The organism is Deltaproteobacteria bacterium, assembly GCA_016874775.1.
Taxonomy (GTDB): domain Bacteria; phylum Desulfobacterota; class Binatia; order Bin18; family Bin18; genus VGTJ01.
Genome location: VGTJ01000148.1, coordinates 1 through 16,246, shown reverse-complemented (window position 1 = coordinate 16,246; position 16,246 = coordinate 1). Strand labels below are relative to the sequence as shown.

Here is a 16,246-nt window from a genome sequence, read left to right as displayed (position 1 = left end):
AAGGAATATCGGTTGTGAAGCCGCATTCGTCACCGAATGTTTGCAAGGCTTGAGCGCAGTGCGGTGAAAGTCGCACGCTGCGTTCTGAGAGGGCGGGATGGTGGTAACACCGTCCTGCTACTCGGCGGACGGTTGGGTAACCGCCGTCCTTACCCGGCACCGTATCGCGGCCCGGTGGCGTGAAGGAATGAAACTGAAAGGCCGCGGGTGGGCTGCTCGCGATGAGCTTGAGCGTCAGGCCTACTTCAAGAGGATCACGTGAATAGTCCCATTCAAATAAAAGCACTGAACGAACATGAAGCGGCAAGGTTGACGGCGACGGCCCAGTTCAACGCGCTGCGGCCCGTACGCTGCAAGAGTTGTGGTCACACCTGCAACTTTGAGAGGCGGGTGTTCTGGATAGGAGGGGTGCCAAAAGCCGAGCAGACTTCTGAGCGCACGCAAGCCTTGATTGCCGCTCACCTGAAGGAGAGAACGGGCGTGGGGAGCATCTTCTTCAAGAGCTATCGCCAAGCGTTCTACGTGGATTGTGCACTCTGCAAGCACTGTAGTTCGACTGATATTGAGTTCGATATTGAGTTATCGGATGAAGTGCTAGCAGAAGTAGCGAGGCGGGTCGGAAAGCCGATTGCGGAAGTGAGGAATGAAATAGCCGCACTGGCTGGGAAAATAGCGGGACATGATCGAAAGGCCTAACTCGATGCGCCACCGCAGCGCGGCCCGGTGGCGTGAGGGAATGACGCTGAAAGGCCACGGGTTGACGGTTCGTACAGCATTCCGGTGTCGGACAGGTTAGGAGGTAACCGTGCCGGCCCACTACAAGATTCATCAACTTGCTCCTGATGACTTGGCGTTCATGAATGCGCTGTTGGAGACATTTGGCGAAGCTTTCGACGACGTCGAGACATATGTCAGGAAGCGGCCAAGTGCGGACTATATGCGTCGATTGCTCGGCAGCGACTACTTCATAGCCCTGGTTGCAGTGACTCAGGGCAGAGTCATCGGCGGTATCACGGCATATGAGCTAGAGAAGTTCGAGCAGGAACGCAGCGAGATCTATATCTATGATCTGGCGGTAGCACAGGCGTTTCGGCGTGAAGTAGTCGCAACTGCGTTGATCGCAGAACTCAAGAAGATTGCACTAGCGCGAGGAGTTCATGTCATTTTCGTCCAAGCCGATACCGGGGTCGAAGACGAACCTGCTATTGCCCTGTACTCCAAGCTGGGGGTGCGGGAAGCGGTCCTGCACTTTGATATTGCCGTTGCACACGATGAGGGGGTGGCATAACACCGGGCTCAGCACACAGCCAACTGAACCCGGTGTTGTTTTTCTCCCTGAACGAAGTTCGCAAGGAACGCTTGCTAACGTACGACGGCCCGAAAACAGTGTCTCCAGGGAATCTCGCCAACAGACTTCCACGGTTCTGCTCCTCCGGTCTTTGTCACAGGAACCCCACCATGTCCGCGGCGAAGCACGGTATTCACCTTGGTCCTACGTCAACTCAAGGCTCCGCCGTTATTTTGGATGGTAAAGCCGCCGTCAACCACGACGGTCGCGCCATTGATATATGACGAAGCCGGGAGTACGAGGCTTAACGTCGCGTGCGCGACTTCTTCCGGATCTCCATAACGCTTTAAGGGAACGCGACGGCGGGAAAAGATTTCTTTGGCTTTGTCTGGAATTGCTGCCGTCAAACCAGTGTGGATCGCTCCTGGGCAAATACAGTTGACCGTCACTCCTTGTGTCCCCAGTTCCACGGCTAGTGCACGGGTGAGTCCGACCACTCCATGCTTCGCGGCAGTGTATGGACTCGAATAGGCACTTCCTCCAACACCCTCGGTCGACGCGATGTTGACGATGCGCCCCTCGTCACTCTTAGTCAGATACGGTAATGCTGCACGAATGAGGCGATGGTGTGCCGCAAGATTGATCGCCAAACAGCGATCCCAAACCTCGTCGTAACGCCGACTCTGAATGCGGGCCGAGGCGTCAATGCCAGCATTATTGATGAGGATGTCGAGTCCGCCAAAGTGTTCTGCGATTGCTGTCACCGTCGGTGCGATGTTCGGCACTTGCGCGAGGTCCAAGGTCCAGCCCTTTGCGGTCGCTCCCGCAGCGATAATCTCGTTGACAACAGTTTTGACCCCTTCTGCATTGCGGTCGAGGACCGCAACTTTTGCGCCCTCATCAGCAAAGAGATGAGCCGTAGCGCGCCCCATGCCGCTGGCGGCACCGGTGACCAGGGCCACTTTGCCAGCAATAGAGCGACTCAGTTTGGTTAATCGTGCCATAGGTTGTCATTCCCTTCGGGTGAAATGCTCTCTACTTATGCGATGTCGTGACCGATGAAAAGTGGAGGTCGCCTAGGAGAATTCCTGGTACCCGCCTTTTACCACCACAGAATTCATGTCACACTGAGATATTATTACTTCTCCGGAGGGCTTCATGGGTGCAACGCAAGCAATCGTGATCGGCGGCAGCATAGCGGGGATGTGTACGGCCCGAGTGCTGAGCGATTACTGCGACCGAGTGATCGTCATTGACCGTGACTCCTATCCCACCGGCCCGCAGGAGCGAGCTGGGGTGCCACAGAGTCGCCACGTCCATGCCTTGCTCGCACGTGGCCGAGGGGAACTCGAGCGCCTATTTCCTGGGTTTGACCGCGCGATGGTTGAGCAAGGGGCGCATGAAATCGACTTTGGAATGGACTTCGCCACACTGCGGCCCCAAGGCTGGGCACCGCGGCAATCCGACGGTCTGCAACTACTGTTTGCCAGCCGGAATTTGCTTGAATCCGTCGTGCGTGGCTTGTGCCGTAGACACGCAAACATTGAGTTTATGGAGCGTACGACAGTGACAAGTCTGCTGGCGAGCAACTCCAGCGGCTTGCGGGTGACAGGAGTTCGCGTTGCCTCACAAGATGAGGGTGCTCCGTCGTCATTGGACGCTGATCTGGTCGTGGATGCGAGTGGGCGCAACTCCAAATCGCCGGAGTGGTTGCAGGAACTCGGGTTATCGATGCCCGAGGAAACTGTTGTCAATTCACACACCGGATACAGCTCGCGTTGGTTTGCGCTTCCAGAGCCATCGCGTTGGCCGCGCGAGTGGTGGTGGAAAGGAGTGTGGATTGATATCGCGCCGCCTGACAACATGACCGCAGGGGTGCTGTTTCCGGTCGAACACAATCGTTGCATCGTTACCCTGGCAGGCGTGAACAAGCAGTATCCTCCTAACGACGACGACGGCTTTATGCGTGCAGTGGATAACTTACGGAGCCCGGTTATCGGCAAGGTGCTGCGCTTAGCTGAGCCACTGTCTACTGTGTATAGCTACCGGACGATGGCGAATCGTATCCGCCACTATGATCGCTGGAAGGAACGGTTAGCTGGCTTTATTGCTTTGGGTGACTCGACCTGCGCGTTTAACCCGATCTATGGACAAGGGATGACCACTGGAACGCTTGCTGCTGGGGTGCTAGGGGAATGCGTCAAAAAAGTCGGCTTAACCAATGGTGATATACCGCAGATGTTCTTTGGCGCGCAGGCTCGGATGCAACAGGACCCGTGGCTCCTCGCTACGGGCGCGGATTTTCGCTTCCCGGGAACCGAAGGAGTCAGATCGAAGAGCGCTGGCTTGATTGATCCCTACATGTTGACGCTAATGAGCCTGTCAGATGATGATCCCGTGCTCAAACGCCGCGTCGGCGAAGTCATTAATATGTTGCGGCCACCGTCAGCGCTGTTTGCGCCTTCAATCATCGGTCGAGTAGCGTGGTGCTCGCTGCAGCGGCGCTTGACGGGCTCCGCGCGCCTGTCGCAAGAGGTATCGGCGATGCCACCGGCGCTAGCATCGGTGGGGTAGGAACCGGCGGGCGGTTGTGCCTCTCGTGTCGCTGCTTTATGTAGAAGACGCACGACAAGAGGAGGTATGGTGCTATGAACAAGGTGAAGTTTAGTCTGTTTCTACCGACGGGCGATTTTGCCAAGGCCCGTGCGGCTGCGGAGTGGGCAGATACGCATGGATTTTACTCGGTGTCGATCAATGATCACTTCTTTTCGCCCCTTGGTGCTCCGCAAACGCCGCAGTTGGAGTGCTACGCGACATTGAGTGCCATTGCGAGTATTACGAAAAACATCCGCCTTGCCCCGGCAGTAACAGCGATGTCATTTCGTTCCCCTGCGATGTTGGCGAAGATGACCGCGACGCTCGATCATATTAGCAATGGTCGCTTCATCTTCGGTGTGGGCTCAGGCTGGCAACGGTCGGAGTATGATGCGCACGGGTACCCATACCCGAACAACGTTGAGCGGCTCGACCAATTGCACGACGCGTTGAAGTTGATCAAGTGTATGTGGACGCAAGAAGAGCCGACGTACAAAGGCCGCTATTTCGCGATCGAGAAAGCCTACAATCATCCGCGTCCAGTACAAAAGCCGCACCCGCCGATTATGGTCGGTGGGGCGAGCAAGAAGCTCCTCCAGATCGTTGCCGCGGAAGGTCAAATCGCGAATCTCATTCCGCCGATCGTTAACGGTAAAGACTTTGTGCAAGACCCTCAAGCAGCGGTCAAGTTTGACAAACCTGAGCTGAAGCGACGGATCGACATGCTCAATAGTTTTATTGCCGAGGCGGGACGGCCCGCGGGTTCGGTTGAGGTGAGTGGTATTGCAATGGTCAATATCCTGCGCAGTAAAAGCGAAGCTGATGCTGCTATCAAAGCGACCACTGCAGCAATGGGCTTTGCGAATGACGAAGCCATGCGCAATGCTCCAGTAGCACTGATCGGCACGCCAGACGAGGTTCGCCGAGAGCTGCGTTCTCGCATCGAAGAATTTGGCATGACCTACTTCGTTGTGTTTCCCCGCTCGGACGAGGCGCGTGACCTGCTGGCCGAAGAGATCATGCCGGAGTTCGCCTAAACGAAGAGTGACGCGTGAAGCATCACGAAGAAAGATGGGAGGGGTGCCTGTGATGGCTGAGTCCTTTACGGGTGGTTGTGCGTGTGGCGCGATCCGTTATGAGTGTACTGCCGAACCGATGTTCATGTGGATCTGCCACTGTCGAGACTGTCAGCGCTCGACTGGCGGTGGTGGTGGGTACAACGTGGTCTTCGCCAAACCCGCGGTGAAATTCACCAAGAATGAACCGAAGTATTTTGTTCTCACAGGCACAAGTGGCAAGAGCACCTATCGGGGCTTTTGCCCGGACTGTGGCTCACCAGTGGCGGTGAAGGCGGATCTCATTCCTGAGATCCAAGGTATCAGTGCGGCGAGTTTGGACGAGCCAAGCAAGGTCGAATTGATTGCCAACATTTGGACTGCAAGTGCGCAGCCGTGGGATTATTTGTCTCCGACTTTGCCGCAGTTTGCCGGAACCCCGACTGAGGATGAGCTGACGGAGCTTGTGCGCCAGGCGCACAAGTCCTAAATCAAACCACGCGAGATCGGTACACTTCGGGTAGTCCCCGGAGAGACCATAGCGTGTGCCATGCGCACGGGAATTCACGCAGGCGAGTGCGGCGTGCGCACAGCGCACGCACGCCGGAGGGTCACGAAACAGGAGAATCTGACCATGCCGCGCAATACCGCGACTAAGGACATCGCATGCCAACTCTGTGGAACAACACGCCGCACCCTCTTACGGCGCGCGATGATCGTGCGGCCCGCGATTGCCCACCTCATGCAAAGTGATGTGAGTCAGTGGGATGAACAGGGGTGGATCTGTCTGGATGACCTACAGAAATATCAACACTGCTATGTGCAATCGTTGCTGGAAGCTGAACGCGGCGAGCTCTCGCAACTTGAACTGGGGGATTTTTGCCCAACGCGCCAAAACGGGATATTCCAGGCTAGGCGGATTTGCCTGAGGGAAGAAGAGCGGGTTCACGCAGATAGCGATAGACACTGGCTTTCGAGAGGGCAAACTCTTTCATCAGCGTTTTGATCAGCACCCCTTTTCTACGTTTCCGCTGCAACGTCAGAATTTGGGGAGGTGCTAACTGTTTGCTTCTGCCGAAGTGCACGCCGCGCTCGCGCGCTTTCTTGATGCCGTCGAGTTGTCGCTCCGCGCGCAGCTCCGTTTCAAACTGCGCAATCGCGCCCAGCATATTAAACAATAAGCGTCCGGTGGCCGTACTGGTATTGATCTGCTGATCGAGCACCTGGAGGTGGACCTGTTTCCGCTCCAGTTCCGCGGCGATCTGGCAGAGATGCAAGGTGGAACGGGCGAGACGGTCTAACCGTGTGACCACGAGGGTATCTCCGTCGCGTACGTAGTCGAGGCAGGCCTCCAGTTGGGAGCGGCGATCAGAGGCGGAGCTTTTCTTTTCTTGAAAAAGCTTCTGGCAGCGTTTGAGCTTTTCGAGCTGGACCGCCAAGCTTTGTCCGACCGAACTGACCCGCGCATATCCGACGAGCGCCATAGCGAGCTCCTGCGTGATTCAGTATCTCTAGAAGGATGTGAGACTGCGATAATGAGACATGAATTGAGACGCGTCAATCCTACTGTGTCAGAACGTCTACTTTGTGAGACCCTTCAAGGGAGCCCGCATGCTCAGAGTCTTCCCGAAGCCCGCCCACTTAACACCACGACTGCCCCGGCCCCAGAAACGGCTGACTATTCTGGGAGCAGACGAAATCGAGGCCCTCTACGGACTCCCACACTTCACACCAGACGAGCGCCGGGAGTATTTTGCGTTCTCCCCGACGGACCTTACGGCGCTGGCTCCGTTTCATAGCCTGCACTCCCGCCTCTACGCAATGCTGCAGCTCGGCTATTTCCGAGCACGTCACCAATTCTTCGTCTTTCGTTTGCACGAGGTTGAAGACGATGCCCGCTACCTGCAAGCCCTGTACTTTCCCACTCTCCCAGCCTCTTTTCTCGCCCGGATGCTGAGCAAGGTGACCCGCTCCAAGCAGCAGCACTTGATTCTGGCCCTCTGCCAGTACCGCTTCTGTGATGCCCAAGCCTGGAGACAGTTGCAGACCAAAGCGCAGCACGCCGCTCGGGTGAGCAGCAAACCGGTCTACCTCTTGCGGGTGCTGCTCCAGTATCTGGAGGAACACCGCATCGTCGCGCCGGGCTATCGCTGGCTGCAAGGAATGATCGGTCAGACGTTGACGCACGAACAAGCGCGCCTGAGCGCCGTGCTCACGCAGCACCTGACCACCACCGATCAGCAGGCACTCCAGGGGTTGCTGGAGGATGCGCCGGGACTGTATGCGCTCACCCAACTCAAACAGGACCCGCGGGATTTTCGCTATCAGGATATCCAGCGAGAACTCCGCCGCCGCGAGCAGCTGCAGGCGCTGTACACCGTAGCCCAACGCCTCTTGCCCACGTTAGCCATCTCGAACGAGAGTGTCACGTATTATGCGTCCTTGGTCAGCTATTACTCGGTCTACAAGCTTAAGCGCTTCAAGACGGGGCCTGTTGCCCTCTACCTCCTGTGCTTTGTGTTCCACCGCTATCAACGCCTCCACGATCATCTGTTCAACAGTTTGCTCCATCACGTGCGCCGGTATACCGACGAAGCCAAGGAGGCCGCTGAGGCCCGTGTCTCTGCGTACCGCTTGGAAGGCAATCAGAATCTCCACAAAGCCGGACAAGTGCTCAAACTCTTCACAGACAGTCACATTGCAGCCCACACGCCTTTCGCGGACGTGCAAGCGACCGCCTTTGGTATTCTCCCCCGTCCCCAACTCGATTTCGTCGCTGAGCATATCGCCACAGATGCTCGCTTCGACGAGACGGCCTTTCAGTGGGAGCATATTGATGTCTTGGCCCCGCAGTTTAAGCGTCATCTCCGGCCTCTCTTGCTCGCGGTCGACTTCGGCGTGTCGGCCAGTCACACGCCGTTACGCGAGGCCGTCGAATTTCTCCAGGCCACCTTTCGCAAAGGACAGACGCTTGGCCACGTGCCCTTGGCTCGCGTACCGCTGCACTTCATTCCAGAGGCCACCAAACGTTACCTCTACAGTCAGCACTCCCACAGTGACCGCCAGCTGCTCCCCAATCGCTATGAGTTTCTGGTCTATCGCTTGTTGCGTAATGGGCTGGAGTCGGGCGATGTCTTCTGCCGCGAGAGCGTTTGCTTCCGGAGTTTCGAAGACGACTTGCTCGACGATCAGCGCTGGCAACAGAAGGAGCACCTCGTGCGCGACACCGGACTGAGTCTGCTGCGCCAGCCCATCCAGGAGCACCTCGCTGCACTGGAGCACCGCTTAGAAACCCGCTTGGCGGAGGTCAACCAGCGGATTGCCTCGGGGGAAAACCGCTACGTGCAACTCAACCGCCGCAATCCGCAAGGGCGGTGGATTCTCCAGTATCCCCAGAACGAGGAACCGACAAACCATCCTTTCTTTGATGCGCTCCGCCAAGTGGACATCAGTCAGGTGTTGGCGTTCGTCCAGCAGCAGTGTCACTTCTTAGCCGCGTTCGACCATGTCGTCGGGCGCTATGTTAAACACCCCGTCGATGCGCATGCCCTCACGGCGTGTCTCATTGCCTGGGGCACGAATATGGGCCTGGGCAAGATGGGAGAAATCTCCGACCTCTCCTACCAAACCCTCGCGACGACCTCCGAGAACTTCCTGCGTCTCGAAACATTACGCGCGGCCAACGACTGCATCAGCAACGCCACCGCGACTCTTCCCATCTTTCACCACTACGATATTGGCGGCACCGTCCACTCCAGTAGTGATGGACAGAAGTTTGAAACGCGCCTTCCCACTATCAACGCGCGGCATTCGCCCGAATACTTCGGACTCCATAAGGGCGTTGTGGCTTACACTGTCGTCGCGAACCATATCCCGATCAATGCGCGCATCATCGGCGCTAATGAACACGAAAGCCACTATGTCTTTGATTTGCTCTTCAACAATACCTCTGCCATTCAACCAGAGGTCCATTCGACCGATACGCATGGCACCAACGAGGTCAACTTCGCGCTCCTCCATCTGTTTGGGTATCAGTTCGCGCCGCGCTACCGCGATTTCTACGACAAGGTGCGTACAACGCTCTACGGCTTCAAAGCGCCCCAGCAGTACACCACGGGCGTGCTCAGACCGATCCGCAAAATCAACACCGCCCTGATCATCGAGGACTGGGAACAGATTCAACGTATCCTCGTCTCGCTCGCGCTGAAAACCACGACTCAGAGTATTATCGTCGGGAAACTCAGTGCCTACGCGCGGAAGAACCAAACGCGCCGCGCACTGTGGGAGTATGACAACATTATTCGCAGTTTGTATCTCTTGGAGTATCTTGACTCTTCCGCGCTCCGCCAACAGGTCCAGCGCGCCCTCAATCGCGGCGAGAGCTACCATCAGTTACGCCGTGCCGTGGCCTATGCCAATTTCGGCAAGCTACGATTCCGCACCGAACACGATCAGCAGCTGTGGGGGGAGTGTAGCCGACTGCTGACCAACGCTATCATCTATTACAATGCCACCATCCTCTCCAATCTCCTGACGTACAAAGAAACGCACGGTGACACAGCGGGGGTGGCCTTGCTCGCGCGGGTGTTGCCCGTCGCGTGGCAACACATCAATTGGTATGGTCGGTATGAATTCCGCAAACAACTTGACGCCATCAACATGACCGCTATCATCCAAGCCTTAACGCAGCTCCCTGTTCCCCACGTCTCTCCTGGCTAATCTCTGGAATGTATCGTTTTGGCGCGTTGGGCAAAAATCCCCAACTGGAAGTCCTCAACGGATTGCATGAACACGAAATCCTGGCCAAGAACCCGGATGTCCAGTTTGAAGCGGAACTCACACGTGGTCAGCAATGGGCCGATCACATCGCGGCGTTCGGGGGAAGCTGGACGTTTATCGCCCTCTTTACGCTGCTCCTGGTGGTATGGATGGCCACCAATTCCTATCTCCTGGCCGCGCACCCGTTTGATCCCTACCCCTATATTCTCTTGAACCTCGAGCTGTCGGCGTTGGCCGCGGTACAAGCGCCGGTCATCATGATGAGCCAGAACCGACAGGAAGCACGGGACCGTATGCGAGCGATGCATGACTATCAAGTGAATCTGAAAGCACAGCTAGAGATACGCCAACTCCATCAGAAAATCGATCATCTCTTGTCACATCAGTGGGAACGGTTAGTCGAGATCCAAGAGGTGCAGATGGAATTGATCAACGAGGTGCGCAGTCGCCGCTAGGCATCGACATCGCGGCGCTGATGAATGTCGCGAGCATTGGCTGCGTTCCTTGCCTTGTGTACAAGCATACCGCAATGTTCGCGTATGAGCGTCGAACGACAGTAGTTTCGCGCGACTGGTCAGGTGCCTGCTATCAGTCACAACTTAAGCCGTTAGCAGCAGCATAATTCCCTCTCCTTCAGGGAGAGGGCTAGGGTGAGGGGATAAACAATAGCGGTCTTTGTCTCTTTGTACCCTCATCCTGACCTTCTCCCGGCGGGAGAAGGAACCTTTTAGGGGTAGGCTGTTACGCTGAGAAAAGATGAGACGTCATGCCCGCGCAGGCGGGCATGACGAACACGCGGACCCTCACGAGGGGAAATCCGCGCCAATTGAGGCTTGGATAAAAAACCTAACCTTATGAGGGAGAAGGAACCCATACGCGCTGCGCTCCACCTAAGACACAAGGATTTTTCCTTAAGTTGTGACTGGTGCCCGCCGGACGCTCCAATGAGTGAAAGAGCATTAATTCATAGAACACGTGTCCTGAGGGACCTTTCACAAGGTTCCCTGGGGTTGAGGAATTGCTGTTACTGTCCGTTGCTACGTCGACCCTTGATATTATAGAGGCGCGCGGCGTTGAGACCGAAGAGATTCGCTTTTGCCTGCGGGCTCAGTTGCGTTCCCATATGTTCGAGGTCGTTCATCACGCCGGGTTTGGCTTCGGAGTGCGGATAATCGCTGTTCCAAAAGAAGTGCTCGGTCCCAACCAGGTCGATAATCGCCGGGACGGTCTTCTCGTCAGGGTCACAGGCGATCCAACAATTTGTCTTGAACGATTCGCTCGGCGGTGTCTTCATCTTGCGGTTAAAGCGCCCAACCGACGCGAACTTCGCATCCATGCGATCCAGCCAAGCACTGATCCATCCCGCGCTGGATTCCAGCACGAGGAACTTGAGGTCCGGGAAGCGGTCAAAAGTACCATAGTGAAACATGGTCGTCATTGCGGCTTGCACGGCAACCGACGACATCACCACAAAATACCACGTCTCGCCTTTCATCCCGTCAAAGTGGGCCGCCGCCATTGGGGGCATCGGTTCAAGTGTCGGGTGAATACCGATCGGTACATTGAGTTCTCGCGCTTTGGCCCAAAACGGATTGTGATCTGGGTGACCATGCGGTTTACGTGTTATCGTATGCGGTGCGACGAATGCACCGCGCGCCCCGGCGCGCACGCTGCGTTCCAATTCCTTGACCGCGAGATCAACATCGCCAAGCGAGATATGGGCGATCGGGATGAGGCGATCTCCCGAGTCCGCGCAGAAATCCGTAATCCACCGGTTATAGGCTCGGCAGTATGCATCACAAAGCTGGATGTCGAACACTTCCGGCTCCCACAACAACGCGAGGGATGGGTACAGCACGGACGCATCGACATTTTCTTGATCCATGAATTGCAGACGGCCTCGCGAGTCCATTGCTCCTAGCGGCGCACAGCCCACGTAGGTACGATCCGGTCGTGGAACGAGTTCCTCTGGTTCCTTGCCGTAGCCACCTAAAGTGAACAACGTACCTCCTTGGCTGCGCTTGGAGAGCTTGCCTGCGACTTCAAGATATTCGAGACCGCGGTCGTCCGTACGGACACGAATCGCTTGGTCGCGCAGCGCAGGATCCATGTACCGTTCCCAGAGGTCAGGCGGTTCAAGGATGTGCGCATCTGCATCGACGATCAAACAATCGGTGAAGCGTTTTGTCATTCTATGCTCCTCTACGAGATCAAATGTTACATCGGGTACCATTTCCCATTGGTGACGAGGGTGTCAGTCCCTTGCTACGTCTCTGTCACTTCCAGAACTCAACTACTGGTTTCAGTGCACCAAGCTGCTGCGTACCTATTCACGACCGCGCCAGCGCTGGTCGCAAACGTCGTCATCCACTTCCGTGCCTATGCAAAGTTCATATCACCGGTGTCCCTCAAGAATGGATATCAGCAATGATACGTTTCACGCCTGCATGGTTTTCGCCGGGCCGAAACGGTAAACACAGGCTCACGCGATCCAGTACGCCGACATAGCGCGCGCGGTTTCAATCGACCATACGCCATCATGACCCATGGCCTCAACCCAGCGCGCAAGGTTGCGAACGCCCGCGAAATCATGGGCGGTAATGACAGTATCGAATTTCATGGTGCTCCTCGGCTTGTCGTTGTCGTGCAATCGCGTCCGCTTACTCCGCGCTGTCGGGTCGATCGCCTTCGTAGTAGGGTGATTTGCCCGGCTTGTCTTTGAGGTGAACGAACACTTTGTGCGAGAACCACTCGGTGTACTCGCGCACAGTCACGGGTCGGTACTGAGGCAGATGGCTGTCGTCGCAACAGGTCTCGACGCACTTGATCAAGGTGTCCGGGCTCGGACTGTAGAAAAAGGGAATGGCATAGCGATCACGACCTGACTGGTTGATCACGCGGTGTAAGGTCGCGCGAAAGCGCCCGTTGCTCCATAGTCGCAGAATCTCACCTGCGTTAACCAGCAGCGTGCCAGGTAGTGCTGGTGCCTGAATCCATTTCTTTTCCGGGGTGCGCAATTCCAGTCCGGGAACTTCAGATTGCGCCAGAATGGTAATAAAGTCGCCATCAATGTGCGGAGACGCATTGAACTGATTCACGTCACAGGCAGTGCCCGGATAGTGCGACACCCGTAGGATGCCCATGGGTCGAGAATGAACAAACGCCGGGTCAAAGAAATCCTCCGGCAGGCGCAAAGCTGTCGCATAGACAGGCAGCAGGCGTAAACTTAACTCTTCCATCGCGGCAAAGTATTCGAGTAGGGCGTCACGAAAACCAGGCAGCTCCTGCGGCCATTGATTACCACCCTGATAGATGGGATCCGAGGCGTCGACAGTGTCAGTCTTGGCATTGACTTCGCGCCCGATGAAGAAGGCTTCGCCAATATCCGGTTTGCGAGGAGCTTCGTCTTGGTTGTACTTAGGTTGTTGCAGCCCAGGCGGCATATAGCCGATACCTTTGCCGTTCACCTTGACTGCCAATTTACGCTTCATCGGCAGCGCGTGAAAACGTGCATTTTCGCCGAACACACGATCAATCAGCGCCTGAGGAATGCCGTGATTCTTGATGAAGAAGAAGCCGATGTCTTCGAGTGCTTCGCGAACCTCCTGGCCGAGTCGTTGCAATGCTCCCGACTCGCCAGCCAAAAACGGCCCGAGATCCAACACCGGGATGCGATCATTCTCACTCAGCGGCTGTGCCTGGTTAAATACGGAGGAGTGTTTGGTATTCATATCTGGTCCTCACAAAATTATAATCGCGCCGACCATAGGGAACGGGAAACCCGTCTTACCGTGCCCAATACGCCAAATCCTTGGCGAAGTCATGAATGGTAATGGCCCGTTTGAGATTAAGCTTCGAGTCGAGCAAATCATAAATGCGATCGGAGGACCCGCGCATTGAGAAGTACACGATCACGCCGCTGTCACCACCGCCCTCGACATGCAGATCATCTTCAACCCCACTGGTGAACGTCCCAGCTGGTTTGATCACTCTGAGTTTCTCGCCGGTGTCGATCTGGTCGACAATGTGCAGCTCACCTTCCAGCACGAGACTCGTGCACGGTGCAACGTGACGATGGTACATGCAGCGAGCGCCGGGCTCGAATTTGACGATCATGTCCGCGGTACGCGCACCGACGTTGACGTCGAGCAGTTTGTAATAACAACCAGCAGTGATGAAATCCTTCCAATCAACGTCTTTGGTATCAAAACGAAAATTGCGCAGCACGCTGTACTCATTTGCCATCGGTTCCTCCCATTACAGACTATAAAATCGGACTGCATTTTCGCCAAGCACTTTACGTTGCTCGGCAAGCGATAACGAAGCGATCTGCTCCTTCAACTCTTTGACCACACCGAAGGAGGCATCTACATGGGGATAGTCAGATGCCCAGATAAAGTAATCCGCTCCCAAATGTTTCACCATCGGTGCGATCATCGTCTCGTCAGGGTCGGCTGAGACGACACACTGGCGATAGAAGTATTCGCTCGGCTTTAGTTTGATCGGGGTAAAAGGCCCAGTCACTTCGCCTTTGTGATCCAGCCGGTCGAGCCAGGCACCAATCCACGTCGCACCAGCTTCGAGCACGGCGCATTTCATACGCGGATACTTTTCGAACATGCCTAATGTGATCATCGAGGTGAAGGCGGTCATGACATCCATCATTGATTCTTGCACGGTTTACAGTTTCTCGCAGCGTCGCCAGGAACGGCCTATGGCCCTATCCTGGCCTACGTCGATTCGTCTTTCGCTCAATTGTCAACGTCAGTCACTTACGCTTTCGCCGCCTGCGCCTGCAGCTTACGCACGTCTGACTCAACTACCGTCCCTTGGAAAAAGTCGGGGTTGAGACTTGCCCACAGCTTCACTGCATTGCCACACGTGAAGGCCTGAAAATCTTCCTCTGACATTCCTTTGTCCTCGACTAACTCGTACGCCTCTTCCAACACTTCCGTCATATCCGGCACATCGAAGTGGCTGATGTCAGAACTCAGCAATGCACCCAGTTTCGCACCAAACGGATTCACTGTGCCAGCAAAGGCATAATTGAGGGTCGGATCATCGGACTCGCAGCCAAAGAAGAAGTTAGGGATGAACAAGTCGCGGATGTCTTCCTTCTTCGTGATCTTACACGCGGCAAAATCATCGAGTTCTTGAGGAAGCGCGCTGCCCATACCGGTAATCATTTGCGCTTCAAACTCCGGCCAGCGGCTGTACATCTTGTCGCCACCATATTGCTTGATCAGTTCGCCAAGTTTGGCGCGATCAAGATTGGCTGGATTGAGTTGCTGGATGACATTACCGTTACGTTTCTCCCAATGCGAGATGAGGTCGGAGAATACGCTGCAACCCCAAGCGACTCCTCCTTCGAGAAACGCGAAACGCATGCGCGGGAAACGACGAGTGACACCACCGAGAAACAACGCCTTACATACGGCGTTACCAGCTTCGCCAAAGTGGCCAATGTGATTGTAGACAAAGTTGGTCAGCGAATTACGTAAGCCCATGTTCTCGGCAGCGGAATGAAAGGTCGCGGGATACCCGAGTTCTTCGCACTTGCGCCAGACAGGATCGTAATCATAGTCACTATCCATGCCCAGCACATCAACCCAATATGCATAGCGGCGACTCACACCCTGTTTCTCGGCGGTAGGAATCGAGCGGCGAATCAAACTGCCCATCGCTACTGCTTTCAGGCCTAGCGACTTACAATGTTCCAATTCCGCAACTGCCTCTTGTGGCGTGTGCATGGGAATGACACCAATCGGGGTCACGCGATCGGAATACTCAGCCCACGTCTCCGCCGCGTAGCGATTAAAAGCCCGACAACCAGCAATGCGGAGTTCTTCATCGCCAACATACGGCGCAAATAGTTGGGAAGCCGAAGGATACAAGATCGCGAAATCGATTCCCATATCCGGCAGGCGCTCGTGCATCAGGCGCGGAATGAAGGAAGTGGCCGTATCGAGCGCATTAGGAGTTGCCAATGCCCACCAGGGCGGTTGGCCAATGCGTTGATCATGCCGCTCTTGTTTGCTGAGCTTGGCAAAGGCTCCTTGCCCCAACGCGCGAACGCGGGATGTCCACTTCTCGACGAGTTTCGCGCCAGCCTCTTCTCTGAGGTAATCCATGGCGACTGGTTCATACTCGCGCCAATGGCCATCGGAGTCGATGATAGGATGGCTCAATTTTGCACGAATGGCTTTTGACTTTCCTTTCCCTGACATGTGCATGTCTCCTTCAGAGGTTTGCTCATGTGATACTGTAATCTTCTGTCGTTGCCTAGGCGAGGGCGCCACGAAATCAAGCTACCCGAGATGGGTACCCATTGGGTTGTCACCGGAGAGACCGTAGCGCGTGCTGGGCGCACGCTACCCTAAGGCGGTGGCAGGAAACAACTTACCGCAATAGTGATTGACCGGAGTGGAGAGCCTCTGCACAAGAGCAGGGATGAGAGACGAGACCATTGTGTGCTGGCTTCGGTCTAAGTATCGAAGTCTGGTCGAAGAGCTGGATGAACGCGGGCGAC

14 protein-coding genes are annotated in these 16,246 nt (G+C 55.7%); 7 read left to right on the top strand and 7 right to left on the bottom strand.

Translation table 11 applies throughout. The annotated features are described in order from the left end of the window. The first annotated feature begins 480 nt into the window (after positions 1-480). Positions 481-696: a hypothetical protein gene (locus tag FJ147_21340; protein MBM4258428.1), complete on the top strand. Its 216-nt coding sequence runs from the start codon at positions 481-483 to the stop codon at positions 694-696. Between the two features lie 160 nt (positions 697-856). Continuing rightward, positions 857-1,288 (top strand): AAC(3)-I family aminoglycoside N-acetyltransferase, encoded by a 432-nt coding sequence (gene aac(3)-I, locus FJ147_21335; protein ID MBM4258427.1) that lies wholly within the window; start codon positions 857-859, stop codon positions 1,286-1,288. A 209-nt stretch (positions 1,289-1,497) separates the two neighbouring features. On the opposite strand, the gene FJ147_21330 is transcribed toward aac(3)-I, so the two are convergent. Continuing rightward, positions 1,498-2,292 carry an SDR family oxidoreductase gene (locus FJ147_21330; protein MBM4258426.1) on the bottom strand — a complete coding sequence of 265 codons (795 nt, stop codon included), beginning with the start codon at positions 2,290-2,292 and terminating at the stop codon, positions 1,498-1,500. A 154-nt stretch (positions 2,293-2,446) separates the two neighbouring features. Between FJ147_21330 and FJ147_21325 the strand changes: the two genes are divergently transcribed. From FJ147_21325 to FJ147_21315, 3 genes are all read left to right on the top strand, one after another. After that, entirely contained in the window at positions 2,447-3,862 is a 1,416-nt protein-coding gene (locus FJ147_21325; protein MBM4258425.1) for an FAD-binding protein, read from the top strand. A 74-nt stretch (positions 3,863-3,936) separates the two neighbouring features. Next, positions 3,937-4,920: an LLM class flavin-dependent oxidoreductase gene (locus FJ147_21320; GenBank protein ID MBM4258424.1), complete on the top strand. Its 984-nt coding sequence runs from the start codon at positions 3,937-3,939 to the stop codon at positions 4,918-4,920. 52 nt (positions 4,921-4,972) lie between these two features. Further along, the gene (locus FJ147_21315) at positions 4,973-5,428 is read left to right on the top strand and encodes a GFA family protein (protein MBM4258423.1); all 456 of its coding nucleotides are present in this window, start codon (positions 4,973-4,975) and stop codon (positions 5,426-5,428) included. Between the two features lie 421 nt (positions 5,429-5,849). On the opposite strand, the gene FJ147_21310 is transcribed toward FJ147_21315, so the two are convergent. Beyond that, complete coding sequence (locus FJ147_21310; protein MBM4258422.1) at positions 5,850-6,422, bottom strand: recombinase family protein; 573 nt, start codon at positions 6,420-6,422, stop codon at positions 5,850-5,852. Between the two features lie 127 nt (positions 6,423-6,549). Here FJ147_21310 and FJ147_21305 point away from each other — a divergent pair, with 127 nt between their 5' ends. Together FJ147_21305 and FJ147_21300 are read left to right on the top strand one after the other, a co-directional pair. Then, positions 6,550-9,657 carry a Tn3 family transposase gene (locus tag FJ147_21305; GenBank protein MBM4258421.1) on the top strand — a complete coding sequence of 1,036 codons (3,108 nt, stop codon included), beginning with the start codon at positions 6,550-6,552 and terminating at the stop codon, positions 9,655-9,657. An 8-nt stretch (positions 9,658-9,665) separates the two neighbouring features. Next, positions 9,666-10,172, top strand: a complete 507-nt coding sequence (locus FJ147_21300) for a DUF1003 domain-containing protein (GenBank protein ID MBM4258420.1) — start codon at positions 9,666-9,668, stop codon at positions 10,170-10,172. A 569-nt stretch (positions 10,173-10,741) separates the two neighbouring features. Here FJ147_21300 and FJ147_21295 read toward each other — a convergent pair. The 5 genes from FJ147_21295 to FJ147_21275 form a co-directional block, all read right to left on the bottom strand. Beyond that, positions 10,742-11,950: an amidohydrolase gene (locus FJ147_21295; protein ID MBM4258419.1), complete on the bottom strand. Its 1,209-nt coding sequence runs from the start codon at positions 11,948-11,950 to the stop codon at positions 10,742-10,744. Between the two features lie 427 nt (positions 11,951-12,377). Next, positions 12,378-13,448 (bottom strand): isopenicillin N synthase family oxygenase, encoded by a 1,071-nt coding sequence (locus FJ147_21290; GenBank protein MBM4258418.1) that lies wholly within the window; start codon positions 13,446-13,448, stop codon positions 12,378-12,380. Between the two features lie 55 nt (positions 13,449-13,503). Continuing rightward, entirely contained in the window at positions 13,504-13,962 is a 459-nt protein-coding gene (locus FJ147_21285; GenBank protein MBM4258417.1) for a hypothetical protein, read from the bottom strand. A 12-nt stretch (positions 13,963-13,974) separates the two neighbouring features. Next, positions 13,975-14,394, bottom strand: a complete 420-nt coding sequence (locus FJ147_21280; protein MBM4258416.1) for a hypothetical protein — start codon at positions 14,392-14,394, stop codon at positions 13,975-13,977. A gap of 95 nt (positions 14,395-14,489) precedes the next feature. Then, the gene (locus FJ147_21275) at positions 14,490-15,950 is read right to left on the bottom strand and encodes an amidohydrolase (protein ID MBM4258415.1); all 1,461 of its coding nucleotides are present in this window, start codon (positions 15,948-15,950) and stop codon (positions 14,490-14,492) included. Positions 15,951-16,246 lie beyond the last annotated feature (296 nt).

Excerpts from the sequence above, each read along its gene's own strand:
- FJ147_21330 (MBM4258426.1), bottom strand. The coding sequence starts at position 2,292 with ATGGCACGATTAACCAAACTGAGTCGCTCTATTGCTGGCAAAGTGGCC.
- FJ147_21325 (MBM4258425.1), top strand. The coding sequence starts at position 2,447 with ATGGGTGCAACGCAAGCAATCGTGATCGGCGGCAGCATAGCGGGGATG.
- FJ147_21320 (MBM4258424.1), top strand. The coding sequence starts at position 3,937 with ATGAACAAGGTGAAGTTTAGTCTGTTTCTACCGACGGGCGATTTTGCC.
- FJ147_21315 (MBM4258423.1), top strand. The coding sequence starts at position 4,973 with ATGGCTGAGTCCTTTACGGGTGGTTGTGCGTGTGGCGCGATCCGTTAT.
- FJ147_21310 (MBM4258422.1), bottom strand. The coding sequence starts at position 6,422 with ATGGCGCTCGTCGGATATGCGCGGGTCAGTTCGGTCGGACAAAGCTTG.
- FJ147_21305 (MBM4258421.1), top strand. The coding sequence starts at position 6,550 with ATGCTCAGAGTCTTCCCGAAGCCCGCCCACTTAACACCACGACTGCCC.
- FJ147_21300 (MBM4258420.1), top strand. The coding sequence starts at position 9,666 with ATGTATCGTTTTGGCGCGTTGGGCAAAAATCCCCAACTGGAAGTCCTC.
- FJ147_21295 (MBM4258419.1), bottom strand. The coding sequence starts at position 11,950 with ATGGTACCCGATGTAACATTTGATCTCGTAGAGGAGCATAGAATGACA.
- FJ147_21290 (MBM4258418.1), bottom strand. The coding sequence starts at position 13,448 with ATGAATACCAAACACTCCTCCGTATTTAACCAGGCACAGCCGCTGAGT.
- FJ147_21285 (MBM4258417.1), bottom strand. The coding sequence starts at position 13,962 with ATGGCAAATGAGTACAGCGTGCTGCGCAATTTTCGTTTTGATACCAAA.
- FJ147_21275 (MBM4258415.1), bottom strand. The coding sequence starts at position 15,950 with ATGCACATGTCAGGGAAAGGAAAGTCAAAAGCCATTCGTGCAAAATTG.